Genomic DNA, 26,288 nt, shown 5'->3' on the forward strand with positions numbered 1-26,288 from the left:
TGCGGCAGCGGCGGCTTACGTTAGGGGCGCGGCAGGGTTGACGGGGTGGGGAGAGTTTCGGTGGCAGACGACGAAGCGCGACAGTGCAGCAAGTGCGGGCATCGACCGGCCGGTGACGGCGGCGTGCTGTGCGAGCAGTGCAAGGAAGCGCTGAGTGTGCCGGCGAGTGTGCTGTACGCGCAGCTCGGTCTTCCGCCTGCCTGAGGCCGGTTGTCCACAGATCCGCGAACGGCGCTCCGCAGGACCGCCGAGTGTGTCAGCGTCGGGGCATGAACGAAACGTGGATGTTGCGGCCGTTGCCGGAGGTTGAACCGTCAGTGCAGGCTCTTCCCGACGACGCAGACTTGTCGTCGGGGCTCGAATTCTGGTGTCTGGCGCCAAGTGCCGAATTGTCCGCGGCGCGCGCCAGCGATGATCTCAAGGCCGCGGGCACGCCGGATTCGACGCCCTGAGGTCGCCGCTGGCGCGCTAACGGGCGCGGGGCAGTGTGACGGGACCACAAGATCGGCCTCAGCGGCGCTCAGACGGTGTTTCCAGGTCTGCCGCGAGGCCATACGATCGAACATGTGATCGATTGGGCCGAGGTGGTGGAGCGGGAGGACCTGCCGTTTCGGTCTGCCCGGGATCACGCGCGTTGCCTGAACGGGCACCTGCGGGAGATTGCCGGCTCGAACTCGGGCTATCACCACGCCTTGCGGTTGTCGACGTGGACGTGCCTGCTGTGTGCCCGGTTCCGTCTGCCGCGGCAGACGTGGTTGGAGGTCGAGCACAAGCCGTGTGACGTGGCCGGTGCCGCGGCGGACATGCGTGCGGGGTTCCCGGTGCAGGTGGTCCCCCGCCGTCCGGCGGTGCGGGGCGGGGTCGGGCGGATCGAGCTGCACATCCGGGGTGAGGTGTTCGGCTACGTCGGGGTACAGCTGTGCGGTATCGACCGCCGCGGGGTGCTCGTACACGTCGCCGCAGCCGAACGACATCGCCGGCGCGGAATCGGCGGCCTCATGGTCGACGCCGCGCTCGCCCGCGGTCCGGGCTACACCTGGTCCACGGCGCCGTTCGACCTCGACGACGTCGAGCTCAAGGCCTTCCGCTCGACGTTGGACCTGCCTGAGCCGGTTCAAGTTGGGGAGCCGTTCTACTGCTCGCACATGCTCGAAGCGATGGGCGAGTGGGTGTGACTACCAACCGTGTGCGCGACGGGTGAGTGACACGGGGGACCGGTCGAACCTGTCACACCTGTCACTCTGTCCCTCTATGGGTTTTGACCTGTATAAATAGGAGGGACAGGGGTGTGACAGCCTGGTGTGACAGTCTTTCCCCACACTAACTCTATGTCACTGGTGTCTCAAAGCGGCTGGAACAGAGGGGGGTGAGCAGCCCCCCCTCTGTTCCAGCCGCTTCGATCCGACGTCGGTGGGTGACAAAGTGGGCGACAATCAGGGGGGAACTGAGTGGACGTTGGCGGACGGTCGAGGACCATTGGTTTGCTGGTCAGCGCCGAAAACCCACGGTCAAAAAGTCGCCGATTTGCCCTGATAACGAAGAGGTCCCAGGTTCAAGTCCTGGTGGGCCCACCCGGTTAGCCCGGTCATGTTTGCGGAATACGCAAACGGTGACCGGGCGGTGTTGTATCTGGGGGCCGAGCCCCCAGACCCCCACGGTGCGATCGGTGACCATTCCTGCATGGGTGAGTTCACTGGCGACCTTGTGTTGAGTGGGTGAGTGCCGCCTGGTGAGGTGGCTGCCTGAGTGAGTGATGACCTTTTTCTGCGTTGGTGAGTTGCGGGCGACCTCGATGTGCGTGGGTGAGTTCCGTCCGGTGAGCTGATCGCTGGGTGGGTGTTCACGGTGGCGCACTCTCGGTGGTGGGGGCGTTACTGAACTGTCGAAGTGTGAGCACGGTGTGGGGACACGGCCTTTCTAGCGTCGTGAGCCATGGTCGAAGTGAAGAAAGTCAGAGTTGCGGCGGTTGTGGTGGCGGTCGTGGCCGTCGGGGCTGGGGTGGTGGCGCCGGCGGGGGCGGCGGAAGAGGGGCTGAAGTGGGAGCCCTGCGCGAAGGTGGCGAACAACTGGAGCGACCCGGGCGACACGAAGTCCGAGTGCGCGATGTTGGCGGTGCCGATGGATTACGCGCAGCCGCAGGGGCGCAAGGTCAAGATCGCGGTGAGCAGGAGGAAGGCGGCGGATCCGGCGAAGCGGCGCGGGGTGCTCGTCGCCAGTCTCGGCGGGCCCGGGCTGGGCAACATCGAGGATCCCGAGGCGTTCAGCACCATGGGGCTCGGGGCGCTCGCCGCCGACTACGACGTGGTCGGGTTCGACATGCGGGGCACGGGTTACAGCGACAAGATCGACTGTGGGTGGCAGGACGGCCCGGCCGTGCCGGTGACGGCGTCGGCGAAAGAAAAGGCGAAGGCCGGTTTCGACGCGTACACCGAGTACAACAAGCGGTGCACCGCGATCGACCTGGCGTTCGTCAAGCAGTTGACCACCACGAACAACGCCCGTGACCTGGATTCGCTGCGGGTCGCGCTCGGCGCACCGAAGATCAGCTTCTACGGCGTCTCCTACGGCACCGCCATCGGCACCGTGTACCGGTCGATGTTCGACAGCCACGTCGACCGGATGTGGCTCGATTCGGTGATGCCGCCGGTGATGGACCTGTCCGCTATGGACGGTTCGGTGGACGCGGTCGCGGAAAAGGGGTTCGGCCGGTTCGTCACGTGGCTGGCCCAGCACGATGCCGAATACCACTTCGGCACGACCGCGGATGCCGTCCACGCAGCGCTTTTCGCGCTCCGCGATCAACTCGCGCAGCACCCGCGGGTCGTCGACGACACCACGGTGCTCGACCGCCAGTGGGCCACCGGCCAGTTCGCTTCGCCGCAGTCCATTTGGGATTCCGCTGCGGATGATCTCGCCACCGTTCGCGACGGCGGTGTCCCGGCGTCGGCGCGCCCGGCGGCCGGCGCGCGCCAGGTCTTCGGTTTCGACGTGAATCCTCGCGGGCTGAACAGCGTGCAGTACAACGCGATGTTCTGCAACGAGGGGACCGGCGGCCGCGATTTCGAGCAGGCGTGGGGCGAGGTGCAGGCGCATCAGCGCGAGTACCCGGCGACGGGCGGCAAGTTCGAGATCGCCGCTTTCTGTGGTGGGTGGCCGGGTGCGGCGCAGCCGTGGAAGCCGGTGAAGGGGAGCAGTGCGTTCGAGGTGTCCGGGCACATCGATGAAGGGGAAACGCCGTATTCGTGGGCGGTCGACACGCAGAAGGCGGTCGGTGGCTCGCTGCTGACTGTCCTGGATGGACAGCACGGGTCGCTGGACAAGATTCCGTGTGCGGCCAAGGCGGTTGACTTCTTCCGCACCGGTCACACCGTTTCCGGTTCCTGCGCGGGAATCCGGTGAAGGGGGCTGTGATGCGCAGGATCGGCGTGGCGGTGGTCGTGGCGGCCATCGGACTGGTGCTCGCGGCGCCGCAAGCCGCGGCCGCGACCGTGGATTTCGCGGGCAGCCTCAACGTCGACGGGTGCTCGGGCTCGCTGGTGCGAATGCCGACATCGGCGGATGACGACAAAGCGTTCGTGCTGACCAACGGCCATTGCTACGAAGGCCCGGGGCCGGTGCCGGACGAGGTGCTGGTGAACAAGCCGTCGCAGCGAGTCGCGACGGTGCTCGACGCGGCCGGCAACGGCGTGGGTCTCGTGCAGGCGGTGAAGGCCGTGTACGTGACCATGACCGGCACCGACATTTCGCTGTACCAGCTGGATTTGTCCTACCGGCAGCTCGAGCGGAAGTTCCACGTGCGGCCGCTCACGGTGTCGGCGAAACGGCCGAGCACGGGCACGGACATCCGCGTGGTTTCGGGCGGGCTGAAGAAGATCTTCTCCTGCAACGTCGACCAGCTCACCTATCGCGTGCTGGAAACGGGGTATGTGACGAAAGACGTGCTGCGTTACACATCGGCGTGCCAGACCGGGCCGGGGTCGTCGGGCTCGCCCGTCGTCGACACCGCGACCGGCGAGGTTATCGGCATCAACAACACCAGCAACCGCGACGGCGGCCAGTGCACGGTGAACAACCCGTGCGAGATGGACCGCGACGGCGTCATCAGCGTGCACAAGGGCATCGCCTACGGCACACAGACGTACTGGCTCACCACGTGCATCACCCGCGGCAACCGGCTCGACCTCGGCCGGCCCGGTTGCCTGCTGCCCCAGCCGGCGCGGTGACGTGTGGCGCCGGGCGATGACTGCGTCCGGCGCCACCCCGGGCGCGTGCGGCTGGGCGGGACAGCGTCGCGACGCCGGCGGACGGGCGCTGCGGCGAATGGTGGCCGCGGCGCGAGGAGGAGCGTGAGCTGCTGCTGCGCGGGACGCGCGTGATGCCGGGGCGTACGGCGTGACCGAGGGCCGGCCGGCGTGGGCCTGACACCGGCTGGGGCAGTGGTTCGAGGTGACCCACGGCGTCGCGACCAGGCAGCCGGACCTGGTGGAGTCGGGCACTCAAGCCGTCGCCGGACGCAAGTCAGCCCTGCCGGGAAGAGAAGGCCGGCAGGGCTGACATGTCTGCGGTCGGCGCGCGCACGGTCGCCTCTCGGCGAAAGGCACGACGCGGCTCCAGCCGAACGGTATTCCGCGAAGGCAAAGGTGTGAGCCCGGGGGACACGTTGGGCGCACCGACCAGTGTGTTCAACAGCCCACCCGCCGGAGGTATTCCGTTCGGCCTGCGACGCGGGCAGCCGATGGTTCCACGTGGAACCAGGCCCTGGAACCGCCGGATCCGGCGCTCGGAGCGTGCAGTAGCATCGTGGGGTACGGAAGCAAGCTGGAAAAGGGGGCTTCAGATGAAGAAGCTGTTGGCACTCGCAGTCGTCGCGGGCGGCGTTCTGTTCGTCGTCAAGCGCAACAAGGCTGCCAAGGCCGAGGCCGACCTCTGGCGCCAGGCGACCGCCCCCACGGGCCCGGTCTCCGCGAACGGCAGCACCCCGGCCAAGGCCGCGGACGCTTCCCGCAACTGACTCACCGCGCGGGTGCCCACGGGCACCCGCGACCGGGGCTGTAGCTCAATTGGTAGAGCACCGCCTTTGCAAGGCGGGGGTCAGGGGTTCGATTCCCCTCAGCTCCACGTCACTCGGGGCGAGTTGCGTTGGCGGAAAGCGCCAACCGGCTCGCTCCGTCGTGCTTTCTGGGGGTGCAACCCCCAGACCCCGCCCGGAGGGCTGCGCCCCGGACCCCCGCGGTGGTCACCTCGGGCAGTGACGCCCGAATCGGCGGAATTCGAGCAGACTGCGTTGCGAAGTCAGGTCCGTGACGGTGTCCAGCGTCAAGTCGTGGGCTGAGGCGAGGGCGCGGAACTCGTCGAGGTGGCGTTCGCGCCCGCCGAAGATGGTGAGCATGGCGAGGGCGCTTTCGGTGTTCGCGTGGCGGCCGGTGACGGGTTCGACGACGAGGATGCGGCCCGTCAAGCCGGCGGCTTCGGCGCAGCGGGCCAGAATCCGGTGGGCGTGGGCGTCGTCCCAGTCGTGGAGGATGTCGACGAGCAGGTAGGCGTCGGCACCGGGTGGGAGTGGGTCGAAGAAGCTGCCGGCGGTGACCTGGGCGTCCAAGGAATGAGCGGCGAAGGTGCGGCGGGCGTCGGCGGCGGTCGGGGCCAGGTCGAGCAGGTGGCCGCGCAACCCGGGGTTCGCGGTGAGGATGGCGGCGAGGATGTCGCCCCGGCCGCCGCCGACGTCGACGATCGTCGCGAACCGCGACCAGTCGGAGCCGGCGACGATCTGCGGGATTTGCTCGCGGATGCGGAAAGTCATCTGGCGGTCGAAGGATTCCCGCAGGTGCTCGGCCTCGGCGAGATCGGCCCAGAAGTCCTGGCCGTATCGGCGTGGGTAGGCGGCTTCGCCCGTGGCGATGCTGTGGGCGAGCTCGACGAACGCCAGCTCGGCGCGTCCGCCGGCGGTGTTCAGGTTCAGGAGCGTTTCGGTGAAGTCGTCGCGGAGGTGTTCGCCGTACGCGGTGGTGCGATGGCCGGCGGGGGTGTGCTCGAGGACCCCGAGCGTCGTGAGGTGTTCGAGCAGGAGACCGAGCGCGACGGGGTTCACCTTGAGCTCGGCGGCGAGATCGGACGCCGGCGCGGGGATACGCAGGCGCGCGGGCAGGCCGAGGGTCACGGCGACGCGCAGCGCCATCGGCGTCGCGAGTCCGGCCAGGCGGCGCAGGGAGTTCGTATCGTCGTGGGTCACGAAGATCTACTGTGCCGGGCCGGTCAACCGAAAAAGGAGAGCCGATGCGTCCCCACGTGCTGCTGAGCGTCGCGACGAGTGTCGACGGGGCGATCGACGACACGACCCCCGACCGGCTGCTGCTGTCCAACGCCGAGGACTTCGACCGCGTCGACCAGGTGCGCGCGGAGTCCGACGCCATCCTGATCGGCGCGGGCACGATCCGCGCCGACAACCCGCGGCTGCTGGTCAACAGCGAGGAGCGCCGGGCCGAGCGGGTGCGCGCCGGCAAACCCGCGTATCCGCTGAAGGTGACTGTGACGGCGTCGGGTGACGTTGACCCGGAGTGGAAGTTTTGGCACCACGGCGGGGAAAAGCTCGTCTACACCACCGAATCCGGCGCCCCTGCCGCGCGCGAACGCCTCGGTCAGCTCGCCGAAGTCGTCGCTCTCGGGCCGCAGGTGGACTTCGGTGCGCTGCTCGACGACCTCGGCAGCCGCGGCGTCCGGCGGCTCATGGTCGAGGGCGGCGGCCAGATCCACACCGCGTTCCTCTCGCAGAGCCTGACCGACGAGATCCACCTCGCCATCGCGCCGCTCGTGGTCGGCGCCGCCGCCGCGCCGCGGTTCCTGCTGCCCGCGCGGTACCCGGGCGGGCGGATGAAACTGCTGGACACGCGGGCGATCGGCGACGTCGTACTGATCCGCTACGCGCCCAAGGCCGGTTGAAAGGTCGCGCGCAGAGCGTCTTCGAGCGGGATGTCGCCGCGCCAGGCGACGGCGCCGTCGGGGCTCAGCAGCACGGCCGGCAACGCGGTGTCCGCCTTGGCGCGCACCAGGTTCACGCGCTCGGCCCAGCCTGCGGGGAGCTCGACGTCGCCGGTGAAATCGAGCAGGACGGCGTGTCCGTCGCGAAGGAGCCCGGCCACGCGGGTCGGTCCGTCGGCGGTCACGAGGTCCAGGTCGGGCAGCCGCGCGGGATCGTCCAAACCGGACATCATCCCGGCGAGGTAGCGGTTGGTGTCGGGCAGGCGCATGAGGTCGGTGAAGATCTCGGTCAGGGCGAGCAGGTCGGGGTCCGGGTTCGGCACGGCGAGAACGCGTTGGGCCGACGTGTGGTGTAGCACGCGGGCGGCCTTCGGGTGGCGTTCGGTCTGGTAGGTGTCGAGGAGGCTGTCCGCGGCGCCGTTCAGCGCCGCGGCGAGCTTCCAGCCGAGGTTGACGGCGTCCTGCACACCGAGGTTGAGGCCCTGGCCGCCGAGCGGCGGGTGGATGTGGGCGGCGTCGCCGGCGAAGAAAACGCGGCCGTGGCGGTAGTTTTCGAGCTGACGGGTGGCGTCGCTGAAGCGGGAGATCGTGAGGACCTCGGCCAGCGCGGTGGGCTCACCGTAGATCGCGGTGAGTGCCTGCTGCACCGCTTCCGCGCTCATCGGTGGCTCGGTCTCGTCGAGCTTGCCGTAGGTGAAGCGGTAGTGGTCGCCGCCGGTCGGCACGAGCATGCCCCAGTGGTCGGCGGTGGTCCTGGTCATCGTGCTCATGTGGCCGGCGCGCGCCGGCACCAGCTCGGAGACGGCCGAGAGGCGCACGTCGGCGAGCACGGCCCGGTACGTGCCGGGCCGGCCGGGAAACGGCAGGTCCAGCAGCTTGCGCACGGTGCTGTGCGCGCCGTCGCAGGCGACGACGTAGCGGGCGCGCAGGTCCCGGTCGGTGGTCACGGTGACGCCGGTGTCGTCGGCGTGGATCGCGGTGACGGCCTGGCCACGCAGCACTCGCGCGCCGCAGGCGGTCGCCGCCGCCTCCAGCACCTCCTCGACCTTCCACTGTGGAATGCCGATCGAGTGGGGTTGTCTGGTCTGCCATGGGGTGCAGTCGAGCGGCACCGGCAGCCCGGCGAAGTGCCCGCCCACGGCGGCGCGCTCGAACTGCCGCTCGAGGATCGCGTCGAGCAGGCCCCGCGCGTCGAGCAGCTCGGCGGTGCGCGGCTGGATCGTGCCGCCCTTCGTCTGCTCGATGCGTTCGGTCAGCTTTTCCACCACCACGACTTCGGCGCCGCCGAGGGCCAGCTCGTGCGCCAGCGTCAACCCGGTCGGGCCCGCTCCGACGACTATCACGTCCATGAAGTGCTCCTCAGTGCAGAAGTATACTGAGTGCAATATAGCCCCGAGTGCACCAAGGCGGTAGCCTGTTTTCGTGGACGAGCAGACCGGCCTGCGGGAGCGGAAGAAGCAGCGCACGCGCGAGGCGATCTCGAACGCCGCCCTCGAGCTGTTCTTCGAGCACGGCTTCGACCAGGTGTCGATCTCGCAGGTCGCGGAGGCCGCGGAGGTGTCGCGGCGGACGTTGTTCGCCTACTTCCAGGGGAAGGACGACCTCGTCCTGCACCGCATCGCCGACCACGAGCACGAGAGCGCGCGCGTGGTCCGCGAGCACCGCGATGCGCCGCTTCCCGCGCTGCGCGAGCATTTCCTCGACGGCCTGCGCCGCCACGACCCGATCACCGGGCTCTGCGACCTTCCGCAGGTGCTGGCGCTGTACCGCCTGATCATGGGCACGCCGACCCTGCTGCCGAGCGTGTTGCGGTTCCGGGAAAGCGGGGAGCTGGCGCTGGCGGCCGAGCTCGGCGAGTCACCGGACCTGCCGCCGCTGACCGCGCGCCTGGCCGCCGCGCAGATCGCGTCCGTGCAGTGGCGGCTGTCGAGGGAGAATCACCACCGCATGGCGAACGGCGTCTCCGCGACGGACGCGTATCCAGAGGCGGTCGCGGCGGCTGAACTGGGCTTCGACCTGCTGATGAACGGCCTCGGGACGCTCGGTAAGAGCTAGCCGCGGCGGATCCACAGGTCGTGCGGAGTGCGGCCCGGCCGGAACCCGCACGACGTCGCCAACGCGGTGGCCTCGGCGAAAGCGTGGCCGACGAGTTCGGGCGCGTGGGCGTCGCTGCCGAAGGAGAGGATCCGTCCGCCCTCGGCGGCCCACCACAGGAGAACGTCGCGCGGCAGGGGGACTTTCGTGTTCAGCTCCAGCGCTCGTCCGCTGCCGGCCAACGCGCGCAGGACGGTGCGGAACTCCTCCTCGAAGTCCGCGGCGACAAAGGGTTTCTCCGAAGGCCAGGTGCGCAGCGCGTAGTCGATGTGGGCCAGGATCTCGAAGTCGGCCGTCGACTGCACCAGGCCCAGCACCTCGCCCAGGTAGGCGCGCAGCGTCGCGTCAGCCGGGCGGTCCGCGATCACGCTCAGCTCGTAGTGGTGCGACCCCTCCGGCAGTGAGTGCACCGACCCCAGCACCCGCTCGAAGCGGTGCGCCGTCAGCAACGCGTCTGCCTCCGGCCGGTGCCAGTGCGGCTCACTCAGCTCCACCCCCGACAGGATCCGCAGGTCCGGGAACCGCTCGCGGCACTCCTGCACGCACGCGAGGTAACCCTCGACGTCGAGGGCCGGCGGCTCCAGTACGCCGTCGGTCCGCAGCAGCACGCGGAAGTGGTCGGGCAGATGCGGCCGGATCGGCGGCGGGATGAGCCACGGCGTGAGGTCGGCGTGCTCCGTGAACGCCACCGACGGCAGCCCGAGCGCGAGCGCCCGTCGGCACGAGCCGACCATCGACCCGGTGACGGTGTCCCACGACCACTCGGTGTGGACGTGGCTGTCCTGCGGCAGCACGCCCCCACACTACGAGTTGGCCCGCAGCACTGAAATCGCGCGAACGGTGGCGTAGCCGCGCCATTCGAGCGACGCCGCGGGGGAGAAGCTGGCGAAATCAACCGTCCAGCCGCCGTCTTCGAGCTGCTGGGACTCGAGGCGCTCGAGCTCGGCGGCGATCGCGGCCGGGTCGAGCACCTTGCGCGACGGGCCGGGGATCGGCGAGAAGTCCAGCGGCCGCAGGACCTCGTCCTCGCCGCCGCCGGCGACGTGGAGGATGCCGTTGGCCGGCAGGAACTTGCCGAGGTGGTCGAGGAGCTCGTCGGCCTCCGGGCGGGTGGCGTGCGCAGCGTCGAGGAAGCGGATGGCGAACGACAGCTCGATCGCGTGCGGCTGCTCTTCGACCTGGGCGATGGCGTCCAGGCAGGTCGACACGGCCGAGGTGAGCCACGGGTGTTCCGCCACAGCCTTGTCGTGCGCCGCGACGCGCAACGCCGTCGACGCGACGAAAGCCGTGCTCTGCAGCGAGAACTTCGCCGGATCCGCGTCCGTCCAAAATGGAGCACTGCCAGCGCGGTCCGCGACGGGGAACGCGAACGGCAACCCGTCGCCCGGCAGCGACACGGACTCCAGCCAGTCGCACAGCTCCAGCGACAGCGGCGTGGTTTTCGGTGCGATGTCCTCGAACACCTCGAACGCGTGCAGCGCCCCACCCGGCTGGCTCTCCGGCGCCCGCAGGTCGGGCTCCAGCCCCCAGCCGTAGCCGCCGTCGCCGTTGCGGTACCCCGCGACGGCCGAGAGCACGGCCTCCGCATCACCTTCACCTTCGCCGAACAGCAGCTCGAACCGGCGGCGGTCGAGCAGCCGCCCGTGCGTGGCGAGGAAGGACGCGGCAGCAGCGAGGTTCACAGTCATACGACCACCGTCGCACGCTCCCGCGCGCGCGTCTTGAACAGTTCGGACACGGCCAGCAGCTCGGCCGACTTGTCCACAATCGACCCCTCCGCGCCGAAGTTGTCCACAGATTTCGGCGACACCAATTTTTGGCCCCTCACCTCGATATAATGGGACTGGGGACGCCCCCCGTGGAGGGCGGGGGCGTGTCGTGCCGGGCCGAGGTGTGCGCGGGCTGTGCGGCGGTCGGGGTCGTGGGGGCGGCGGCGGGCTTGGAGAACGCCCGGTCAGGGCCAGAGGCGTTCGCGGGTCCAGGTGTCGTCGGCGTCGCGGAGGTAGCGGAGGCGGAGGTGGCGGCGGTCGTGGGAGGCTTGCCAGAACTCGACCGTCGTGGGGGTGACGAGGTAGCGAGTCCAGGTTTTCGGGGCGGTGTGGGGGTTTTCGGCGACCCAGTGGGCGGCGGCGTCGGCGGCTTCGACGAGTTTGGCGGGGTCCGGGAGGGGCTCGGACTGGTGGCCGATGAAGGCCTCGACGCGGGAGGCCGGTGGGCGGGCCAGGAAGTCTTCCACCGAGACCTCCGGGGAGGCCGGGGCGACGGTGCCGCGGACGCGGACCTGGCGGCCGCGGCCGGGCCAGAAGAAGGTGAGGGCGGCGTGGGGGTTGGCGCCTAGCTGGTGGCCCTTGGGGCTTTCCGAGCTGGTGGCGATGGCCCAGGCGGACGGGGCGACGTCCTTGAGGATCACGACGCGGGCGTCGGGAAAGCCCTCGGAGTCTACTGTGGACAGGGTGACGGCGTGGGGAGCGAGTACGTGTTCGGCAGCTTCCGTGAGCCACTCGAGGAACAGGTCTTCCGGGGTTTCCGGGGCCGCGTCCGGGTCGAAGGACGGGAGTTCTTCGGGGAAGGATTGCCAGCCGCGTAGGGAAACCATGTCACTGACCGTACGGTGGGCGGCCCGGTGGTGGGTAGTGCGGCGGCTGGGGACCGGGTGGGCCGGCGGCCGGGGGTGGCGGGATCTGGGGTTGCCAGCCGGGTGGGATTTGTTGGCCGGGGAAGCCGCCGGGGCCTGGGTAGCCGGTGGTGGGACCGGTCGTGCCGGCGGCGGGGTCGATCGGGCCGGAGATCGCACCGGGATCACTCGACGCGGGGCCAGGGGCGCCATACGGAGCGCCGCCAGGGCCGTTGGCCGCAGGGCCTGACGCGCCATAGCCCCCTGCGTAAGGAGTGTTGGCGCCATAACCGGCCGTGCCATAACCAGCCGTGCCTGGGCTGTTGGCGGCAGGGCCTGAGATGCCGTAACCAGCCGCGCCAGGGCCGGCGCTGTAGCCGGCCTGCAGGGCCTGCCACTGCGCTTGCCACTGCAGCTGCTGGTAAGCCTCTGTCGGCTGCGGGAAGCAGAACAGCAGCTTCGCGTTCACCGACCCCTGCACCGCCGCGCCCCAGACCTTGCCGCCGACCCAGGCGTACGTCATGCCTGCGTACGGATCGACGGCGACCATGCGGGTCTCGCCGCCGAACTGGTTGGCGGTCTTCGCCGACGCGGCGGTGGCGGCGTCGGGGTGCACGCGTCCCACCAAGCCCGCGATCACGACGGAGGTGGCCGTCCAGCCGACGGTGCCCTGCACGTTGGCGCGCGCGTGCTGCGTGGCGAGGTTGGTGAACTGGAACAGTGTCTGCGCGTCGATCTCCGGGTAGGCGGCCGCGACGACGCAGTAGTTCATGGTGGACAACATGATCGACTCGGTGAACAGCCCGACGGCCGCGGTCACGGGTCCGATCTGGACGGTGCTGAGCCGTCCGCCGCTGCGCTGGACGCGCTCGGCCACCACCTGCAGGTACTGATCCGGCGTGAACACTCGAACCCCCTGACCGTGACAACCGACCGCTCGGCGCCCATCGTCGCACGCCGGGCGGTCGGGGCGGTCAACCGGCGGTGACCGTGCCGGTGGCCGGGACCCCGCGGGTCCGGCGGAACAAATCGGTCAGTGCCCAGTGGCCGCCGCCGGTGAAGGCGAGCAGGAGGAAGGCCCAGGCGAAGATGGCGGCCTGCTCGCCGCCGTTCTCGATGGGAAGTACGGCCTTGCCGAAGTGCACGGTGAAGTACGCGAAGGCCATGGAGCCGGAGCAGATCACGGCGGCGACGCGAGTGCCGATGCCCAGCGTCACGGCCGCGCCGCCGACGAGCTGGATCAGCGCGGCCCACCAGCCGGGCCACGTACCGACGGCCGTGGCGTGGTGCCCCCAGAGGCCGAACACGGTCGAAGCACCGTGGCAGAAGAACAGGAAACCGAGCACGATGCGGAAGAGTGCGAGGACGTGGTCACGGCCTCTGTCGAAGAGTTTCACGGCTGTCGTCTCCCTGGCAGTCGGAAAATACGTGACTGCCAGGGTAGGTAAGCCAACCCTCAACTATCACCACAGTGAGTGAAAGATCCCTTACTCACTGGAACTTGAACCTTTCGCTCTTCACTCTCGTGTGACTGGACATGATTGACTGTGCGCGCTATGCGACGAATCCTCGCTCTCGCGCCCGCCCTGGCGTTGCTCGCCGGCTGCAGCGTGTCGACCCCCATCGCGGGCACCGCGCAGCCCGCGCCGCCGCCGACGACCACCAAGCACGCTGCTGAGCCCGGCCTGCCGCCAGATCCGCAGCCGGCCCGGGAAGCGAAGTGCCCGTACCTCTCGGCCGAGACGGTGCAGGACGCGAACGGCCAGCACGTGACGACCGTACGCGTGTCCGACGACGAGCCGCACCCGTCGTGCTTCTTCTACCGCCCCGACGGCGGGCTCCAGGTCACCGTGCAGGTGTACGTGGGCACGAAGGACGTCGCGACGAAACTTGTGAACCGGGCGGCACCGGTCGACACGTCCAACCCCGCGAACGACCCCGCCGGGTGGAAAGGCGGTTACCAGCCGGCCGGTGACGGAGTGGTGTACGCGGTCTCGAAGGGGGCAGTCGCGGTCATCGTGACGAGTAACCAACAGCAGAGCATCAAAGCACGCACAGTGGCCAAGAAGGCTATCGCGGCCCTGAAGCTCTGAGTAGTGGCCTCCACACGGGTGAGTGAAGTTGATCTTGTATTACCCTGTGCGGCACGCGCAGGCCCTGGAGCACTCGCGCGGGCGGGTGCCCGTCCGGCACCAGAAGCACTTCGCCATCTCTACGACAAGGACAAGATTCGTGGCTGACACCCTCAAGGAAATCCTGCTCGACTCCAGCCGTCGCCCGTCGGTCGTGACCGACCTCGAGGGCCTCGTGGACGCCGAGGTGTCCGACAAGGGCGGGGTCTCCGGCGCCGTTGTGAAGACCGGCTTTGCCGCTGTCAAGAAGATCAAGCCGGGCATCATCCCCTCGGCTGTCAACACCCTGCTGGACGACTTCGCCGGGGCCCTCGAGCCGTTCTACGGCGACTACAAGGCCAAGGGCGGCAACGACTTCGGTGCCTACCTGACCAGCCGCTCCGACGAGGCGTCCGACGCTCTGCTGGGTGTCACGGACAGCCGCGCCGACCGCAGCAGCCGCGACAGCATCAAGAAGGTCTACTCGAAGCTGCGCCCGAACGGCAAGAAGAACGTCGAGGAGGCCCTTCCCCGCCTCGGCCAGCTGATCGACAAGCACGCCGCGACGGCCTGATCAGCCTCAGTAGCAACGGAAGAGGGCCCCGGGACGGCGATCCCGGGGCCCTCTTCGCGTCTGGTTCAGTTCTTCTTCTCGGCGGCCGGCGTGCTGGGCGCCTTGCCGTTGCTCGCCGGAGACGGCTTGGTCTCCGAAGCGGGCTTCGCCGGGGGAGCCGGCGGGGTGGCCTTCGGCGGCGCCGGGGCGACCGGCGGCTCCTGCTGGCGCGACTTCAGCACCACGGCCGTGCCGACGGCGACGGCACCCAGGCCGAGCAGCCACGGCCAGCGGCGGCGCTTGCGCGTGCCCTTGGCCGCCGACTTCGCCTCGACCAGCGCGGCGCGGAAGTCCTTCTTCGCGGCCTTGAAGTCCTTCTTGCCCCGGCGCTTCGACTCACCGGTGGATTTCGCGGCCTTGATCGCGGCCTTCTTCGCCTTGCGACCGGGCTTCTTCAGCTCGGCGATGCGGGCGAGGGCCTCCTTGCGAGCCGCGGCCGAGCTCTTCTTGAGCTCCTTGCGCGTCAGCTCGGTCTTCTTCGCGAGCTTCTTGCGTGCCCGGCGGCTCTGCTTGGCGAACTCCTCGGCGCCGGCTTCCGCGGCCTTCGCTGCCGAAGCCGCCCCCACCTTGCCCGCCTCGGTGGCTCGCTTGCGCAGGCCGACCGCGCCGGACTTCACCGACTCGCTCACCGAATCTGCGGCCCGGGTCATGGCCTTCACCTCACCAATCGTTTTGATATCGCTCTGTTGCCCGTAACCTATCGTGCCCTTTTTCCCGGCGTGACGCTGTGTCTTCCCCCATTGGGAACCGGTGAAACCTCGGGAAATGCCCATCTTCCTGCGGTCCTGCGTTCGGGTTGCCCTGTGGCGAGCCCCCTGAACCCCCCAAATGTGGGAAGGGATGGCACGATGGCGACGTGACTGAAAGCGCCCGCAAGGCCACCCTGCACACCAATCAGGGTGACATCCACGTGAACCTGCTCCCCGACCACGCGCCGAAGACGGTCGCGAACTTCGTGGGGCTGGCCGACGGCTCCAAGGAGTACACGCAGCCGAACGCGCAGGGCACGAACTCCGGCCCGTTCTACGACGGCTCGATCTTCCACCGGGTCATCGACGGCTTCATGATCCAGGGCGGCGACCCGACCGGCACCGGTCGCGGCGGCCCCGGCTACAAGTTCGGCGACGAGTTCCACCCCGAGCTGCAGTTCAACAAGCCCTACCTGCTGGCGATGGCGAACGCCGGGCCCGGCACCAATGGCTCGCAGTTCTTCGTCACCGTCGCGCCGACGACCCACCTGAACTTCAAGCACACGATCTTCGGCGAGGTGGCGGACCAGGAGTCCCGCAACGTCGTCGACGCGATCGCGCGCGCGGCGACCGGACCGGCGGACCGCCCGCTGTCCGACATCGTCATCGAGAAGGTCACCATCGAGGCCTAGGGCCGTCCCGGGGGGATTTCGGTAGGTTGGAGTCATCGTGAACCAACCGCCGAATCCCCCCGCGTACCCTCCGCAGGCCGCGCTCCCCGGTTGCTGGTGGCATCCCAACCGCCCGACCGGCCTGAGTTGTGCGCGCTGCGGACGGCCGGCGTGCCCCGACTGCCTCCGGGAAGCCCCAGTCGGCTTCCAGTGCACCGACTGCGTGCACGCCGGCTCGCAGCAGACGCGGCAGCAGCACCGCGAATACCAGAACTCCGGCATGGGCACGCGCACGATCGCGGGAGCCCGGCCGACGAATTCCGTCGTCGTCACGATGACCTTGCTCGCCGTCAACGTTTTGGTCTACCTGATCACCGCGCTGCAGGCGAAGAGCCTCGACAACAGCAATGCGCCGATCGATCTCGCCGGTGCCATGCAGCCCGTCGCCGCGCTTGTCGACGGCCAGTGGTGGCGCATCGTCACGTCGGGCTTCGTGCACTTCGGGATCATCCACATCGCCGCGAACATGTTCTCGCTGTGGATGATCGGCCGAGCGTTGGAGCAGGTCTTCGGCAAAGTCCGCTACGCGGCGCTGTACTTCGTGGCGCTGCTCGGCTCTTCGGTCGCCGTGCTGCTCTTCGACAACCCGCTCCAGATCTCAGGCGGCGCCTCGGGCGCGTTGTTCGGCCTCATGGGCTGTTACGCCGTGATCGTGGTGAAGCTGAAGCTCAACCCGTCGGGGTTGCTGATCACGCTGGCGATCAACGCCTACATCACGTTCTCGATCCCCGGGATCTCGATCCTCGCCCACGTCGGTGGGCTCATCACGGGTGCGCTCGTGGCCGTCGCGCTGCTCTACGCGCCGGAGCGCGACCGGGTCCGCTGGCAGGTGATCGGCGTGTCGATCATCGTGGTGGCGCTGATCGGCCTCACGGTCTACCGCGCCGCCGTGCTCTCGTCGCTGGTGGCCTAGAACCGGTAAGCCGGCGCCGAAGGCCCCCTAAAAGGCGCCACGCAGGGCGGTGAGCGCGTCGAGGACGTCGCGCGGGTCTTCGCCGAGGTCGACGCGGCCGAAGATGTAGAGCTCGTCGTCGTGTTCCAGTTCGAGTGTCACGCCGTCGCGGCCCAGCCGGCGGGTGGAGCGCAGCTGGACACTGGTCCCGTCCCACGGCAGGCGGTGCGTGCCGCCGAGCGTGCGGGCGACCAGGCCCTCGGCGTCGGCGGACAGCCGCGGGCGCACCACGCTCCAGTGCACCGCGAACGCCCCGATCGCCACGGTGGCGAGTCCCATCAGGACCGCGCCCTTGCCGTCGCCGAAGATCCCGTCGAGCACCGCACCGGCGAGCAGCAGGACCGTGACCAGCCAGGCCACTACCACAAGGGCCGAACGGGGAGCCCACGAGGTGGGGTAGTTATCCACAGAGGTTATCCACACTGGGGATGAGTCACACCGGTGTAATTCGGTGTCAAGCCGCCATCCGGAGTAATGATCAGCGCCAGCGCATAGTCATGAGCAGGCCGACGATCATCGCCGCGAACCCGATGCCGAAGTTCCAGTTCCCGAGAGAAGTCAGGAACGAAATCTTGTCGCCGGCGATGTAGTTCACGATGAGCCACAGCAACCCGAGGAGCATGAGGCCGAACATGACGATCTTGTAGAACAGGTTTGACGGGCCCGCGGCCTTGACCTTCACCGGCGTCCGGCGATCAACGGGCGGGGTGTACGCGGTCTTCTTGCGGACCTTGGACTTCGGCATCGTGTTCCTCGCGTGCGGTTCTGGCTCTGGCTGGTGGCGGTGCCTGTTCGCGGGCATCCCGCTCGTCGGGTTGCGCAACCAGCGCCACGTGAACACGTTAACGTAAACGACGGCTCCAGAGCACCGGGCGGGAGCGGTCGGATTTCCGGACTGTGACAATAGCGCCACCGGCAATTCCACCGGCGGTGTGAGAGGAGCTTGCGTGACGACGCAGGATTGGCCGGGTGAAGACGACCGCCGCCGCCCCTCGGGAGGGCCCGACGGCCAGCGGCGACGCCAGCCGCCGCCCGGTGCCGATGGCGCCGCGAGACCACGCAGGCAGCCCCCGGAGGACCCCGCGCGGAGAGTGCCGCAGCCTCCGCGCCGCGTCGCGGGTGACCCGGCGCGCAGGCAGGCCGACCAGCGCAGATCACCCGAACAGAGCAGGCAGCCGCGTCCCACTCAGCAGTACGGCACCGAGTCGGCGCGCCCGACGCCGGACGCCGGCGGCTCCCGACGGGGCGCGGGTGCGCCGGGAGAACGCGGCCGTCGCGCGAGCGCCCAAGGCGACTCGGGCAAGCGCGGTGGCGCGGGTGCCGAAGGGCCCGGGACGCCACCCCGCGGCACCGAGCGCCTGAACCTCCCGCCGCGCGCCGAGGGAACCCCGCCGCAAGGCACCCAGCGGATGGGCACTCCGCCGCGAGGCACCGGACGGCCGACGCAGCCGCCCCGCGACCCGCGGAGGCCCCGGCCCGTCGTGGCCGACCAGCCGACGGAGATCTTCGCCGCCGTCGAGGCCGGCGGCACCACCGCGGTGAAGGAGAAGCCCGAGCCCGCGCCGCTGGGCAAGGGCGGCGTCGCGATCCGTACGGCCGGGGAAATCCTCATCACGCTCGGCCTGGTCGTGCTGCTGTTCATGGTCTACGAGGTCTACGTAACGGACCTGTTCTCAGCGGAGAAGCAGTCGGTGGCGAGCGACCAGCTCCAGGGCGACTGGGCCCAGGACCGCACGCTGCACCCGGGCCTCGTCGACGGCAAGGCGTTCGCGCGCATCCACATCCCGGAGTTCGGTGCCGACTTCAACTTCACGATCCAGGAGGGCACCGGCGAGGACTCGCTCGCCATCGGCCCCGGTCACTACAAGGGCACGGCGCTGCCCGGCGAGCCCGGCAACTTCGGCGTCGCCGGCCACCGTGTGGGCAAGGGCGCGCCGTTCAACGACCTGGACAACCTCAGCTCGTGTGACCAGATCGTGATCGAGACGCAGACCGACTTCTACATCTACAAGGTCCTGCCCTACGACGACGAGATGTCCGGCTGGAGCAGCGGCAAGGGCGCACAGCCGGAGTGCAAGGGCGTCTCGACGTTGCGCAACCCGAGCATCTCGGGCGGCGGCGCGTACGACCAGACGTTCGGCCGCAAGGTCGTGCTCCCGAGTCAGGGCGACGCCGTGAACCCGGTGCCGTACAAGCCGGCCGACGTCCTGCCGAAGGCGCAGGAAGCGTCGCTGCTCACGCTCACCACGTGCCACCCGCAGTTCTCCGCGAAGCAGCGGCTGATCATCACGTCCGTGCTCACGCAGCAGGTGCCGAAGTCGCAGGTGTCGGACTACGGCAAGCTGCTGACCGAGATCGGCGGTGCTGCCTGATGTACGCGTGGATCTGGCGGCGCCTGCCGGGACCGTTCGCGGCGAAGCTGGCGATCGCCGTTGTGCTGGTGCTCGGCATCATCGCGCTGCTGATGTTCGTGGTGTTCCCGTGGCTCGACCCGCTGCTGCCGTTCAACGAAGTGTCGGTGGACAACTGAGGCACACCCGCTTCGGCGTCTTCCTCGTCTCCGGGCGGTTCCCGGGGCAGGAGGACGCCGAAGTGCTGCTCAGGACTGTGCGCGCGGCCGAGGCCGCCGAGGCGGCGGGCTTCGACGACGTCTGGCTCGCCGAGCACCACTTCCTGCCCTACGGCGTGTGCCCGTCGGCGATCACGCTCGCCGCGCACGTCCTCGGGCGCACGTCGCGGATCGCCGTCGGTACGGCCGTGAGCGTGCTGTCGACGACGCACCCGGTGGCGCTCGCGGAGCAGTGGTCGATGCTCGACGCGGTGTCCGGCGGCCGGCTGCGCCTCGGCGTCGGGCGCGGCGGGCCGTGGCAGGACCTGGAGGTGTTCGGCACCGGGCTCGAGCGGTACGAGAGCGGTTTCGAGGAGTCGCTGGACGTGCTGCTCCGCGCGGCTTCGGGCACCGCGTCCGCAGCCGGTGAGCACTTCACCTTCCGTGAGGTGCCGCTGGTGCCGGCGCCGCGGCGGAAGCCGGAAGTGGTCGTGGCGACGGGCGGGCCGAAGTCCGACGCCGTGCGCCTGGCCGCGGAACGTGGGCTCCCGATGCTGCTCGGGCTGCACGCCGGTGACGACGAGAAGGCGGCGACGGTCGAGGCGTACGGCCGGCCCGAAGCGCATATGTCCACGGTGTTGTGTCAGGTTGGCGACAGTCGTGCCGACGCGGTCGACGTCGTGCGGAAGTCGTTGCCCGGCTGGCTTTCCGACGGGCTCGGCGCGCACGTCACGGTGGACGGGCGGCCCGGTCCGTCGCGTGATCCGCACGAGTACACCGAGCACCTGTGCGAGATCCACCCCGTCGGGGATCCCGACTACTGCGTGGCGACGCTGGAAACGAGCCTCCGGCGCACCGGGGCCGCCCACGTGATCATGTTCGTGGAAGCGTCCGGTACGCCGGAGGGCACGGAGGAGAACATCGCGCGGATCGGCGCCGAGGTGCTGCCCGCGCTCAGGGTTTCAACAGCAGGGCTTAACAGTCACGCAGCTCCGGGCTCTGGTTGAGCAACTGGCCGCGCACCGACACGAACGCGCGGTAGCGGTCACCGTCCAGTTCGGACGTCCGGAACACCGCCACCCGGTGGCAGTTCTGGAAAGCGAGCTTCACGCCGAAGTGGCGCTCGAGCCCGCCGCGGATGGCGTCTGAGGCCAGTGCGCGCAGCAGCTGCCCGCGGGCGACCTCGCTCGGCGGCGGCGTCTCGTTGTCGGCGAAGCCGTCCGGCGCGCCGTCGGCCTCGGCGATCACGCCCGTGATCACTTCCCACGCGTACGGCAGCGACTCCCGCACGCAGGCGACGAACTCGGCGTCGGAGACCTCCCCGCGCTCGGCCTTTTCCAGCAGCGCGGGCGATACGTCCAGAGACAAGACAACCTCCATGGTGAGTGGTTCCCCCTCCTTGGCTACTCGCCCGGCCGAGGACCCCACAAGAGAAAACGGTATTCATCACCACTTCGGTGGATCACTCCCACCGGAACAGCCGCACGGCCAGCGCCGTCCCGCCCAGCGCGAAGGCGGCCAGAGCGACGAACTGCAGCGGCTGAACGCCTGCGCCCACCCACGCGTCCTGCAGCGGCTGCGTGCCCGGCGGCACGTACGCGCCGATCCGCTGGATCACCTCGGGCAGCAGCGGCCGCGGCAGGTACACGCCGCCGAGGAACATGATCGGGAAGAACGCGATCATCGCCAGCGCCGACGCGCCCTTGGCCGTACGCGCGACCGACGCCGCGACCAGGCCCAGCGCGAACACCGAGACCAGGCCGAGCACCAGCGTCAACGCGTACGTGAGCGGATGCCGGGGCAGCGGCACGTCGAACGCGACGCGCGCGGTCACCAGCATCAGCACCACGCCGGCGAGCGCCACCACGGCGTGGATCACGAGCTGCGCGAGCAACAGGTGCGCCGGCGGCACCGGCGTCGTCGCGAGGCGGCGCAGCACACCCTGCTCGCGGTAAGTGGCCACCGATGCGGGGATCGCTTGCAGGCCAAGCGCCGCGAGCGAAACCACGACGAGCGAGGGGACCCACAGGTCGATGAAGCGGTAACCACCGGTCACGTCGCTTGGCCGCGACATGCCGGGGATCGAGCCGACGCCGAGCAGCAGCGCTGTGGGCAGCGCGACGCCGAACACCGCCCACAGCGGCGTGCGCAGGAAGAGCTTCGCCTCGGTGGCGACGAGCTTGGTGAAGGTGTGCACGGTGGTCACTCCCGTCCGGTGAGGGTGACGAACGCGTCGTCCAAAGTGGATTTCCCCGTGGTGGCACGGAGTTCGGCCGGGGTGCCGGTCGCGATGATCCGGCCGGCGTCGAACACGGCCACACGGTCGCAGAGGCGTTCCGCCTCGTCCATGAAGTGGGTGACGAGCACGACGGTCACCCCGGCGTCGCGTACAGCGGTCACGACCTTCCACGTCTCGCGGCGCGAATGAGGGTCGAGGCCGGTGGTGAGCTCGTCGAGGATCGCGACCTGCGGGTCGCCCACCAGCGCGAGCGCGATCGACAGCCGCTGCCGCAGGCCGCCGGAGAGCTTGCCGAACGCCGCGTTCCGATGGTCTTCGAGGCCGAGGCGCCGCAGCAACCCGCCGAGGTCGGCCGGCTTCGGGTAGAAGGCGGCGAACAGTTCCAGCGCCTCGGCCACCCGCAGCTTCTCGGGCAGCCGCGCGTCCTGCAGCTGCACGCCGACGAGCCGGCGCAGCCGCACCGCGTCCTTCGTCGGATCCAGGCCCAGCACGGAGATCGCGCCGGAATCGGGCCGGCGCAGGCCCTGCAGGCACTCGACCGTGGTGGTCTTCCCGGCGCCGTTGGTGCCGAGGACGCCGAAGATCTCGCCGCGCTCGACGGCGAACGAAACGCCGTCGACCGCGACCCGCTTGCCGTAGGTTTTCCGGAGCTCGGTGACTTCGATGAGTGGCATGCGAGAAACGCTAAAAGCGCGCGGCGTCCGGCAGAATGACGCTGAAACCCCAGCTCAGGTGAGGTTTCGTTGACGCGGGGGTGGGGCTGGGCCCACCCCCGTACGGGAGCTTCGGCCAGTGCGTTCCAGGGTCCGGCTCGGTCAGACTGCGGGAAAGGGGGTGCGGCGAATGGAATCCGTGCGGCGAGCGCTGGTCCTCGCCGGCCTCGCGCTGCTGAGCTGGGCCGACGCGCTCGTGGAGCTGCTCGCCTTCCTGCTGCTCTGCGTCGGGCTCGTGTTCTTCTTCACCCCGGCGATCGACTGGGCACGCGGGCGCTCGGCGCGCACCCGGGAGCTCGTCGGCCAGTGGTGCGAGACCGAGGTCGCGACGCCGTACCGGCCGGCGCCGGCGGAGCCGGAACGCGAGCGTGACGGCTGGTACCGCGACGGCAACCAGCTCTACAAACGCGCGTGGTGGATCCGCTGGAACCGACGTTTCACGTGGATCATGGAGGACCCGGCCACCGGCCGCGAGCTCCGCTGGCAACTGCTCAATCCGCCGTTCGCGCTGGTCACGGCCCTGCTTTCGCTTGTCACCGGTGCCCGGGCGCTGCGCTGGTACGGCCGGTGGACACGCTTCTGGCTCGGCCCGCGCCCGCCCGCCGGGCCCGTGCGCAAGCGGTGGCTGCACCGGCACCTCGAGTCGTGCGGCCACCAGGTCGGGCTCCTCGCGCTGTCGCTGGTGCACCTGGGGTTCTCGGTGTGGCAGTTCGTGGTGATCATCGGCGCGGCCCCGGTCGCGGCGCCGCTCGTCGTCTCGTGCCGGACGATCGCCGATACCCTGCGCCGCGAAGCCGGCAACTGGACGGGGGTGCGCATCACGCGGCCGTACCTGCCGCCGCCCCGGCTGCCGGTGCCGCGGCCGGACGGTCTCTACCAGGTCGGCAAGCAGCTGTACGACGAACCGTGGTGGCCGGTCCAGCGCGCCCGCACGCAGTGGATCCTGCGCGACCGCGCCACCTGGCGTGACCTCGCCGGCGGCGCGCTGATCCCGGTGGTCTCGCTGCTGCTGACCGTGCCCACGGTCGCCTTGCTCGGCTGGGGCCTGACGGGGCTGGTCATCCTCTGGGGCTGGCGTCCGTTCGTGTCCGCACCGGTCCAGTGGTTCCCACTACCCGAGGTCGCGACGCACCTCGGCGCGCTCGCCCAGACGCCGGTCGCGCTCGCGCTGATCGTCGCCGGCCTTGCGCCCACGACCTGGCTGGCTCGTGAGCAGGCGCGGTTCGCCCGGCTGTGGCTCGGGCCGACGGAAGCGATGCGGCTCGCGCAACGCGTGGCGCGACTGGACGAGTCGCGCACCCACGTCACGGTCGCCCAGGCCGCCGAGCTGCGCCGCATCGAACGCGACCTGCACGACGGCATCCAGTCCCGGCTCGTGGCCATGGGCCTGAAACTCGGCGCGATCGAGGCACTCATCGACAGCGACCCCGAATCGGCCAAACGGCTCGCAGCCGGGCTGCGCAATGCGTCGTCGGACGCGCTGACGGAGCTGCGGCTGCTGGTGCGCGGCATCCACCCGCCGGTGCTGTCCGAACGCGGTCTCGTCGACGCCGTGCGCGCGGTCGCGCTCGACAGCCCGCTGAAGGTCGAGGTGACGGCCGACGTGCCCGGCCGCGTCGAGCAGCCGGTGGAGGCGTGCGCGTACTTCGCCGTGCGCGAACTGCTCGGCAACGCGGCGAAACACGGTGCGGCGAAACGGGTTTCGATCTCGCTTGCGTACTCCGACGGCGTGCTGCGTGTGGTCGTGACCGACGACGGCAGCGGCGGCGCCGAAGCCGCGCGCGGCTCGGGACTTCGCGGAATCGAGCGCAGGCTGGGGGCTTTCGACGGTACGTTGAGCCTCAGCAGCCCACCGGGCGGACCGACCGAGGCGATCCTGGAGGTGCCGTGCCAGACAGTCCCGGAACCCGCCCTGGAACCAGTGGACCCGGAACCAGCCGCCCCAGAACCGTCATCGCCGAAGACCAGTACCTCCTCCGAGACGGCCTGACCCACCTGCTCACCGCGCACGGCTTCGACGTCGTCGCCGCGGTCGGCTCCGGCCCGGAACTCGCCGCGGCACTGCGGGAACACCGGCCGGACGTGTCCGTTGTGGACGTTCGCATGCCCCCGACGAACACCGACGAAGGCCTGCAGGTGGCGCTCGCGGCCCGCCGGGAGATGCCAGGCCTGCCGATTCTCGTGCTGTCGCAACACGTCGAGCAGCTCTACGCGCGCGAGCTGCTCGCCGACGGCACCGGCGCCGTCGGCTACCTGCTCAAAGACCGCGTGTTCAACGCCGAGCAGTTCGTCGACGCCGTGCGCCGCGTCGCCGCCGGTGGCACGGCCATGGACCCCGAGGTGATCGCGAAACTGGTCGCGGGCAACGCTTCCGACCCGCTCGCGGCCCTGACCCCGCGCGAACGCGAAGTGCTGGAGCTCATGGCCGAAGGCTGTTCCAACGCCGCGATCGCCGCGCGCCTGCACTTCAGCGAGGGCGCCGTCGGCAAGCACACGGCCAACCTCTTCGCGAAGCTCGGCATCGCCGCGTCCGACGACACCAACCGCCGCGTGCTGGCCGTGCTCGCCTACCTCGGTGCCGGCTGATCCCTTGAAACGCTAGTCCCGCGAGACGCGGATCATCTCGTCGCGCTCCACGACCTTGATCCGCTCCCGGCCGTGCGGCTCGCCCAGCGACTTCTCGTGCGCGTCGAGCTTGCCCCAGCCTTCCCAGGTGGTGAACGGAATCCCGCGCCCGGCGAGGAAGTCGAGGATCGCGTCAGGAGAGTCGTGCTTCGGCGACGCGAGCGTGTCGGCGTCGGCCAGCAGGCTCGCGACGGTCTCCGCCGCGTCGCCCTTCGTGTGGCCGATGAGGCCGATCGGGCCGCGCTTGATCCAGCCGGTGACGTAGACACCGGGCAGCTGATTGTCGTCGAGGTCCAGCACGCGCCCGGCCTGGTTCGGCACGACGCCCGCGACGTGGTCGAACGGGATCTCCGGCAGGTGTGACGACAGGTAACCGACCGCGCGGTACACAGCCTGCACGTCCCAGTCGTGGAACTCGCCCGTGCCGCGCACACCGCCTTCACCGTCGTACTCGGTCCGCTCGGTGCGCAGGCCGGTCACGTGGCCGTCCTCGCCGAGCACCTCGTCGGGCGAGTGGAAGAAGTGCAGGTGCAGCCGCTTGGGGCGCGTGCCCTCGTCGCGGATCGCCCACTCCTGCAAGGTCTTCACGACCATGTCGATCTGCTTCGACGCCCGCAGCGCCGTGATGCTGGCCTCGTCGAACTCCATGTCCTCGGGGTGCACGATCACCTCGACGTTCGGTGAGTGGTCGAGCTCGCGCAGCTCCAGTGGCGTGAACTTCGCCTGCGCCGGTCCGCGGCGGCCGAACACGTGCACGTCGGTGACGGGGCTGGCCTTCAGCCCTTCGTACACGTTGGCCGGGATGTCGGTGGTGAGCAGCTCGTCGGCGGTCTTCGCGAGGATGCGGGCGACGTCGAGCGCCACGTTGCCGACGCCGAGCACGGCAATGGACTTCGCGGCCAGTGGCCAGGTCCGGGGCACGTCGGGGTGACCGTCGTACCAGCTCACGAAGTCGGCGGCGCCGTGACTGCCGTCGAGCTCGGCGCCCGGGATGTCCAGCGGCCGGTCGGCCATTGCGCCCGTGGAGAAGATCACGGCGTCGTAGAACTCGCGCAGCTCGTCGAGCTTCAGGTCGGTGCCGTAGTCGACGTTGCCGAGCAGGCGGATGTTCGGGCGGTCGAGCACCTTGTGCAGGGCGGTGACGATGCCCTTGATCCGCGGGTGGTCGGGCGCGACGCCGTAGCGGATCAACCCGAACGGCGCGGGCATGCGCTCGAACAGGTCGACCTGCACATCGGCGTCGGACTTGTCCAGGATGTCGGCGGCGTAGATACCGGCGGGGCCGGCGCCCACGACCGCTACGCGAAGGGATCGGCTCACGGTACCCACGGTAAGTTAGGGCTACCTAACTTTCACTGTGATCTGGCGTACGGTCCAGCAGGTG

Annotated in this window: 32 protein-coding genes and 1 tRNA gene; 18 read left to right on the forward strand and 15 right to left on the reverse strand. The window is 69.7% G+C overall.

The window, feature by feature from the left end; genetic code table 11:
* The first annotated feature begins 60 nt into the window (after positions 1–60).
* From ABZU76_RS06470 to ABZU76_RS06500, 7 genes are all read left to right on the forward strand, one after another.
* Positions 61–204 carry a hypothetical protein gene (locus ABZU76_RS06470; protein ID WP_354865660.1) on the forward strand — a complete coding sequence of 48 codons (144 nt, stop codon included), beginning with the start codon at positions 61–63 and terminating at the stop codon, positions 202–204.
* Positions 205–269: 65 nt separating this feature from the next.
* The gene (locus ABZU76_RS06475; protein WP_354865662.1) at positions 270–452 is read left to right on the forward strand and encodes a hypothetical protein; all 183 of its coding nucleotides are present in this window, start codon (positions 270–272) and stop codon (positions 450–452) included.
* Between the two features lie 114 nt (positions 453–566).
* Positions 567–1,175 (forward strand): GNAT family N-acetyltransferase, encoded by a 609-nt coding sequence (locus tag ABZU76_RS06480; protein ID WP_354865664.1) that lies wholly within the window; start codon positions 567–569, stop codon positions 1,173–1,175.
* A 757-nt stretch (positions 1,176–1,932) separates the two neighbouring features.
* Positions 1,933–3,399: an alpha/beta fold hydrolase gene (locus tag ABZU76_RS06485; RefSeq protein WP_354865666.1), complete on the forward strand. Its 1,467-nt coding sequence runs from the start codon at positions 1,933–1,935 to the stop codon at positions 3,397–3,399.
* 11 nt (positions 3,400–3,410) lie between these two features.
* Positions 3,411–4,223: a serine protease gene (locus ABZU76_RS06490; RefSeq protein WP_354865668.1), complete on the forward strand. Its 813-nt coding sequence runs from the start codon at positions 3,411–3,413 to the stop codon at positions 4,221–4,223.
* A 614-nt stretch (positions 4,224–4,837) separates the two neighbouring features.
* Positions 4,838–5,011: a DLW-39 family protein gene (locus ABZU76_RS06495; protein ID WP_220245417.1), complete on the forward strand. Its 174-nt coding sequence runs from the start codon at positions 4,838–4,840 to the stop codon at positions 5,009–5,011.
* Between the two features lie 34 nt (positions 5,012–5,045).
* A tRNA-Ala gene (locus ABZU76_RS06500) sits at positions 5,046–5,118 on the forward strand.
* Between the two features lie 118 nt (positions 5,119–5,236).
* Here the strand turns inward: ABZU76_RS06500 and ABZU76_RS06505 are convergent.
* Positions 5,237–6,229 (reverse strand): methyltransferase, encoded by a 993-nt coding sequence (locus ABZU76_RS06505; protein ID WP_354865671.1) that lies wholly within the window; start codon positions 6,227–6,229, stop codon positions 5,237–5,239.
* Positions 6,230–6,273: 44 nt separating this feature from the next.
* On the opposite strand from ABZU76_RS06505, the gene ABZU76_RS06510 reads away from it, so the two are divergent.
* Positions 6,274–6,936: a dihydrofolate reductase family protein gene (locus ABZU76_RS06510; protein ID WP_354865673.1), complete on the forward strand. Its 663-nt coding sequence runs from the start codon at positions 6,274–6,276 to the stop codon at positions 6,934–6,936.
* On the opposite strand, the gene ABZU76_RS06515 is transcribed toward ABZU76_RS06510, so the two are convergent.
* The gene (locus ABZU76_RS06515) at positions 6,915–8,324 is read right to left on the reverse strand and encodes an FAD-dependent monooxygenase (protein ID WP_354865675.1); all 1,410 of its coding nucleotides are present in this window, start codon (positions 8,322–8,324) and stop codon (positions 6,915–6,917) included. The two genes, ABZU76_RS06510 and ABZU76_RS06515, sit on opposite strands and share 22 nt — an antisense overlap.
* A gap of 73 nt (positions 8,325–8,397) precedes the next feature.
* Here ABZU76_RS06515 and ABZU76_RS06520 point away from each other — a divergent pair, with 73 nt between their 5' ends.
* Positions 8,398–9,030 (forward strand): TetR family transcriptional regulator, encoded by a 633-nt coding sequence (locus tag ABZU76_RS06520; RefSeq protein WP_354865677.1) that lies wholly within the window; start codon positions 8,398–8,400, stop codon positions 9,028–9,030.
* On the opposite strand, the gene ABZU76_RS06525 is transcribed toward ABZU76_RS06520, so the two are convergent.
* The 6 genes from ABZU76_RS06525 to ABZU76_RS06550 form a co-directional block, all read right to left on the reverse strand.
* Entirely contained in the window at positions 9,027–9,863 is an 837-nt protein-coding gene (locus tag ABZU76_RS06525; protein WP_354865679.1) for a PHP domain-containing protein, read from the reverse strand. The genes ABZU76_RS06520 and ABZU76_RS06525 overlap by 4 nt on opposite strands.
* A gap of 9 nt (positions 9,864–9,872) precedes the next feature.
* Positions 9,873–10,757, reverse strand: coding sequence for a hypothetical protein (locus tag ABZU76_RS06530; protein WP_354865681.1), 885 nt, complete (start codon positions 10,755–10,757; stop codon positions 9,873–9,875).
* On the reverse strand, positions 10,754–10,897 hold the full coding sequence (locus ABZU76_RS06535; protein ID WP_354865683.1) for a hypothetical protein: 144 nt from the start codon (positions 10,895–10,897) through the stop codon (positions 10,754–10,756). Before ABZU76_RS06535 ends, ABZU76_RS06530 begins: the two co-directional genes overlap by 4 nt.
* Positions 10,898–11,023: 126 nt before the next feature.
* Positions 11,024–11,665 (reverse strand): pyridoxal 5'-phosphate synthase, encoded by a 642-nt coding sequence (locus ABZU76_RS06540; protein ID WP_354865685.1) that lies wholly within the window; start codon positions 11,663–11,665, stop codon positions 11,024–11,026.
* A gap of 1 nt (position 11,666) precedes the next feature.
* Positions 11,667–12,590: a hypothetical protein gene (locus ABZU76_RS06545; protein WP_354865687.1), complete on the reverse strand. Its 924-nt coding sequence runs from the start codon at positions 12,588–12,590 to the stop codon at positions 11,667–11,669.
* A gap of 67 nt (positions 12,591–12,657) precedes the next feature.
* Positions 12,658–13,080 (reverse strand): DoxX family protein, encoded by a 423-nt coding sequence (locus ABZU76_RS06550; protein ID WP_354865688.1) that lies wholly within the window; start codon positions 13,078–13,080, stop codon positions 12,658–12,660.
* Between the two features lie 159 nt (positions 13,081–13,239).
* On the opposite strand from ABZU76_RS06550, the gene ABZU76_RS06555 reads away from it, so the two are divergent.
* Both ABZU76_RS06555 and ABZU76_RS06560 read left to right on the forward strand, forming a co-directional pair.
* On the forward strand, positions 13,240–13,776 hold the full coding sequence (locus ABZU76_RS06555; RefSeq protein WP_354865690.1) for a DUF2020 domain-containing protein: 537 nt from the start codon (positions 13,240–13,242) through the stop codon (positions 13,774–13,776).
* A 139-nt stretch (positions 13,777–13,915) separates the two neighbouring features.
* Positions 13,916–14,368, forward strand: coding sequence for a hypothetical protein (locus ABZU76_RS06560; protein WP_354865692.1), 453 nt, complete (start codon positions 13,916–13,918; stop codon positions 14,366–14,368).
* A gap of 65 nt (positions 14,369–14,433) precedes the next feature.
* Here ABZU76_RS06560 and ABZU76_RS06565 read toward each other — a convergent pair whose 3' ends face one another.
* On the reverse strand, positions 14,434–15,057 hold the full coding sequence (locus tag ABZU76_RS06565; protein WP_354865694.1) for a hypothetical protein: 624 nt from the start codon (positions 15,055–15,057) through the stop codon (positions 14,434–14,436).
* A gap of 206 nt (positions 15,058–15,263) precedes the next feature.
* Between ABZU76_RS06565 and ABZU76_RS06570 the strand changes: the two genes are divergently transcribed.
* A complete protein-coding gene (locus tag ABZU76_RS06570) occupies positions 15,264–15,788 on the forward strand; it encodes a peptidylprolyl isomerase (protein WP_354865696.1) in 525 nt (174 codons plus the stop codon).
* 202 nt (positions 15,789–15,990) lie between these two features.
* Entirely contained in the window at positions 15,991–16,740 is a 750-nt protein-coding gene (locus tag ABZU76_RS06575) for a rhomboid family intramembrane serine protease (RefSeq protein WP_354865698.1), read from the forward strand.
* 27 nt (positions 16,741–16,767) lie between these two features.
* Here ABZU76_RS06575 and ABZU76_RS06580 read toward each other — a convergent pair whose 3' ends face one another.
* Positions 16,768–17,139: a PH domain-containing protein gene (locus ABZU76_RS06580; RefSeq protein ID WP_354865700.1), complete on the reverse strand. Its 372-nt coding sequence runs from the start codon at positions 17,137–17,139 to the stop codon at positions 16,768–16,770.
* Between the two features lie 118 nt (positions 17,140–17,257).
* Positions 17,258–17,524, reverse strand: a complete 267-nt coding sequence (crgA, locus tag ABZU76_RS06585) for a cell division protein CrgA (protein WP_220245435.1) — start codon at positions 17,522–17,524, stop codon at positions 17,258–17,260.
* Between the two features lie 664 nt (positions 17,525–18,188).
* Here crgA and ABZU76_RS06590 point away from each other — a divergent pair.
* Genes ABZU76_RS06590 through ABZU76_RS06600 form a run of 3 tightly spaced genes read left to right on the forward strand, consistent with a single transcriptional unit; the run spans position 18,189 to position 20,334 of the window.
* Positions 18,189–19,151 (forward strand): class E sortase, encoded by a 963-nt coding sequence (locus ABZU76_RS06590; RefSeq protein WP_354866005.1) that lies wholly within the window; start codon positions 18,189–18,191, stop codon positions 19,149–19,151.
* Positions 19,151–19,309, forward strand: a complete 159-nt coding sequence (locus ABZU76_RS06595) for a hypothetical protein (RefSeq protein ID WP_220245437.1) — start codon at positions 19,151–19,153, stop codon at positions 19,307–19,309. The genes ABZU76_RS06590 and ABZU76_RS06595 overlap by 1 nt, the downstream gene beginning before the upstream one ends.
* Positions 19,306–20,334, forward strand: a complete 1,029-nt coding sequence (locus ABZU76_RS06600) for an LLM class flavin-dependent oxidoreductase (protein ID WP_354866007.1) — start codon at positions 19,306–19,308, stop codon at positions 20,332–20,334. The genes ABZU76_RS06595 and ABZU76_RS06600 overlap by 4 nt, the downstream gene beginning before the upstream one ends.
* On the opposite strand, the gene ABZU76_RS06605 is transcribed toward ABZU76_RS06600, so the two are convergent.
* The 3 genes from ABZU76_RS06605 to ABZU76_RS06615 form a co-directional block, all read right to left on the reverse strand.
* Complete coding sequence (locus ABZU76_RS06605; protein ID WP_354865703.1) at positions 20,303–20,695, reverse strand: SCO5389 family protein; 393 nt, start codon at positions 20,693–20,695, stop codon at positions 20,303–20,305. The genes ABZU76_RS06600 and ABZU76_RS06605 overlap by 32 nt on opposite strands.
* Positions 20,696–20,789: 94 nt before the next feature.
* Positions 20,790–21,524 (reverse strand): ABC transporter permease, encoded by a 735-nt coding sequence (locus ABZU76_RS06610; RefSeq protein ID WP_354866009.1) that lies wholly within the window; start codon positions 21,522–21,524, stop codon positions 20,790–20,792.
* Positions 21,525–21,529: 5 nt separating this feature from the next.
* Positions 21,530–22,240, reverse strand: coding sequence for an ABC transporter ATP-binding protein (locus ABZU76_RS06615; protein WP_354865705.1), 711 nt, complete (start codon positions 22,238–22,240; stop codon positions 21,530–21,532).
* Between the two features lie 169 nt (positions 22,241–22,409).
* Between ABZU76_RS06615 and ABZU76_RS06620 the strand changes: the two genes are divergently transcribed.
* On the forward strand, positions 22,410–24,269 hold the full coding sequence (locus ABZU76_RS06620; RefSeq protein WP_354865707.1) for a histidine kinase: 1,860 nt from the start codon (positions 22,410–22,412) through the stop codon (positions 24,267–24,269).
* Positions 24,266–24,865, forward strand: a complete 600-nt coding sequence (locus tag ABZU76_RS06625) for a response regulator transcription factor (protein ID WP_354866011.1) — start codon at positions 24,266–24,268, stop codon at positions 24,863–24,865. The genes ABZU76_RS06620 and ABZU76_RS06625 overlap by 4 nt, the downstream gene beginning before the upstream one ends.
* Positions 24,866–24,877: 12 nt before the next feature.
* Here ABZU76_RS06625 and ABZU76_RS06630 read toward each other — a convergent pair whose 3' ends face one another.
* Positions 24,878–26,197, reverse strand: a complete 1,320-nt coding sequence (locus ABZU76_RS06630) for an FAD-dependent oxidoreductase (protein WP_354866013.1) — start codon at positions 26,195–26,197, stop codon at positions 24,878–24,880.
* Positions 26,198–26,288 lie beyond the last annotated feature (91 nt).

The organism is Amycolatopsis sp. NPDC005232 (assembly GCF_040607795.1).
In the GTDB taxonomy this organism is placed as follows: Bacteria; Actinomycetota; Actinomycetes; order Mycobacteriales; family Pseudonocardiaceae; genus Amycolatopsis.

Bases quoted from the DNA above. Each gene is read 5' to 3' on its own strand.
- ABZU76_RS06475 (WP_354865662.1), top strand. From the start codon at position 270: ATGAACGAAACGTGGATGTTGCGGCCGTTGCCGGAGGTTGAACCGTCA.
- ABZU76_RS06485 (WP_354865666.1), top strand. From the start codon at position 1,933: ATGGTCGAAGTGAAGAAAGTCAGAGTTGCGGCGGTTGTGGTGGCGGTC.
- ABZU76_RS06490 (WP_354865668.1), top strand. From the start codon at position 3,411: ATGCGCAGGATCGGCGTGGCGGTGGTCGTGGCGGCCATCGGACTGGTG.
- ABZU76_RS06495 (WP_220245417.1), top strand. From the start codon at position 4,838: ATGAAGAAGCTGTTGGCACTCGCAGTCGTCGCGGGCGGCGTTCTGTTC.
- ABZU76_RS06510 (WP_354865673.1), top strand. From the start codon at position 6,274: ATGCGTCCCCACGTGCTGCTGAGCGTCGCGACGAGTGTCGACGGGGCG.
- ABZU76_RS06515 (WP_354865675.1), bottom strand. From the start codon at position 8,324: ATGGACGTGATAGTCGTCGGAGCGGGCCCGACCGGGTTGACGCTGGCG.
- ABZU76_RS06530 (WP_354865681.1), bottom strand. From the start codon at position 10,757: ATGACTGTGAACCTCGCTGCTGCCGCGTCCTTCCTCGCCACGCACGGG.
- ABZU76_RS06540 (WP_354865685.1), bottom strand. From the start codon at position 11,665: ATGGTTTCCCTACGCGGCTGGCAATCCTTCCCCGAAGAACTCCCGTCC.
- ABZU76_RS06555 (WP_354865690.1), top strand. From the start codon at position 13,240: ATGCGACGAATCCTCGCTCTCGCGCCCGCCCTGGCGTTGCTCGCCGGC.
- ABZU76_RS06565 (WP_354865694.1), bottom strand. From the start codon at position 15,057: ATGACCCGGGCCGCAGATTCGGTGAGCGAGTCGGTGAAGTCCGGCGCG.
- crgA (WP_220245435.1), bottom strand. From the start codon at position 17,524: ATGCCGAAGTCCAAGGTCCGCAAGAAGACCGCGTACACCCCGCCCGTT.
- ABZU76_RS06590 (WP_354866005.1), top strand. From the start codon at position 18,189: ATGGGCACTCCGCCGCGAGGCACCGGACGGCCGACGCAGCCGCCCCGC.
- ABZU76_RS06595 (WP_220245437.1), top strand. From the start codon at position 19,151: ATGTACGCGTGGATCTGGCGGCGCCTGCCGGGACCGTTCGCGGCGAAG.
- ABZU76_RS06615 (WP_354865705.1), bottom strand. From the start codon at position 22,240: ATGCCACTCATCGAAGTCACCGAGCTCCGGAAAACCTACGGCAAGCGG.
- ABZU76_RS06620 (WP_354865707.1), top strand. From the start codon at position 22,410: ATGGAATCCGTGCGGCGAGCGCTGGTCCTCGCCGGCCTCGCGCTGCTG.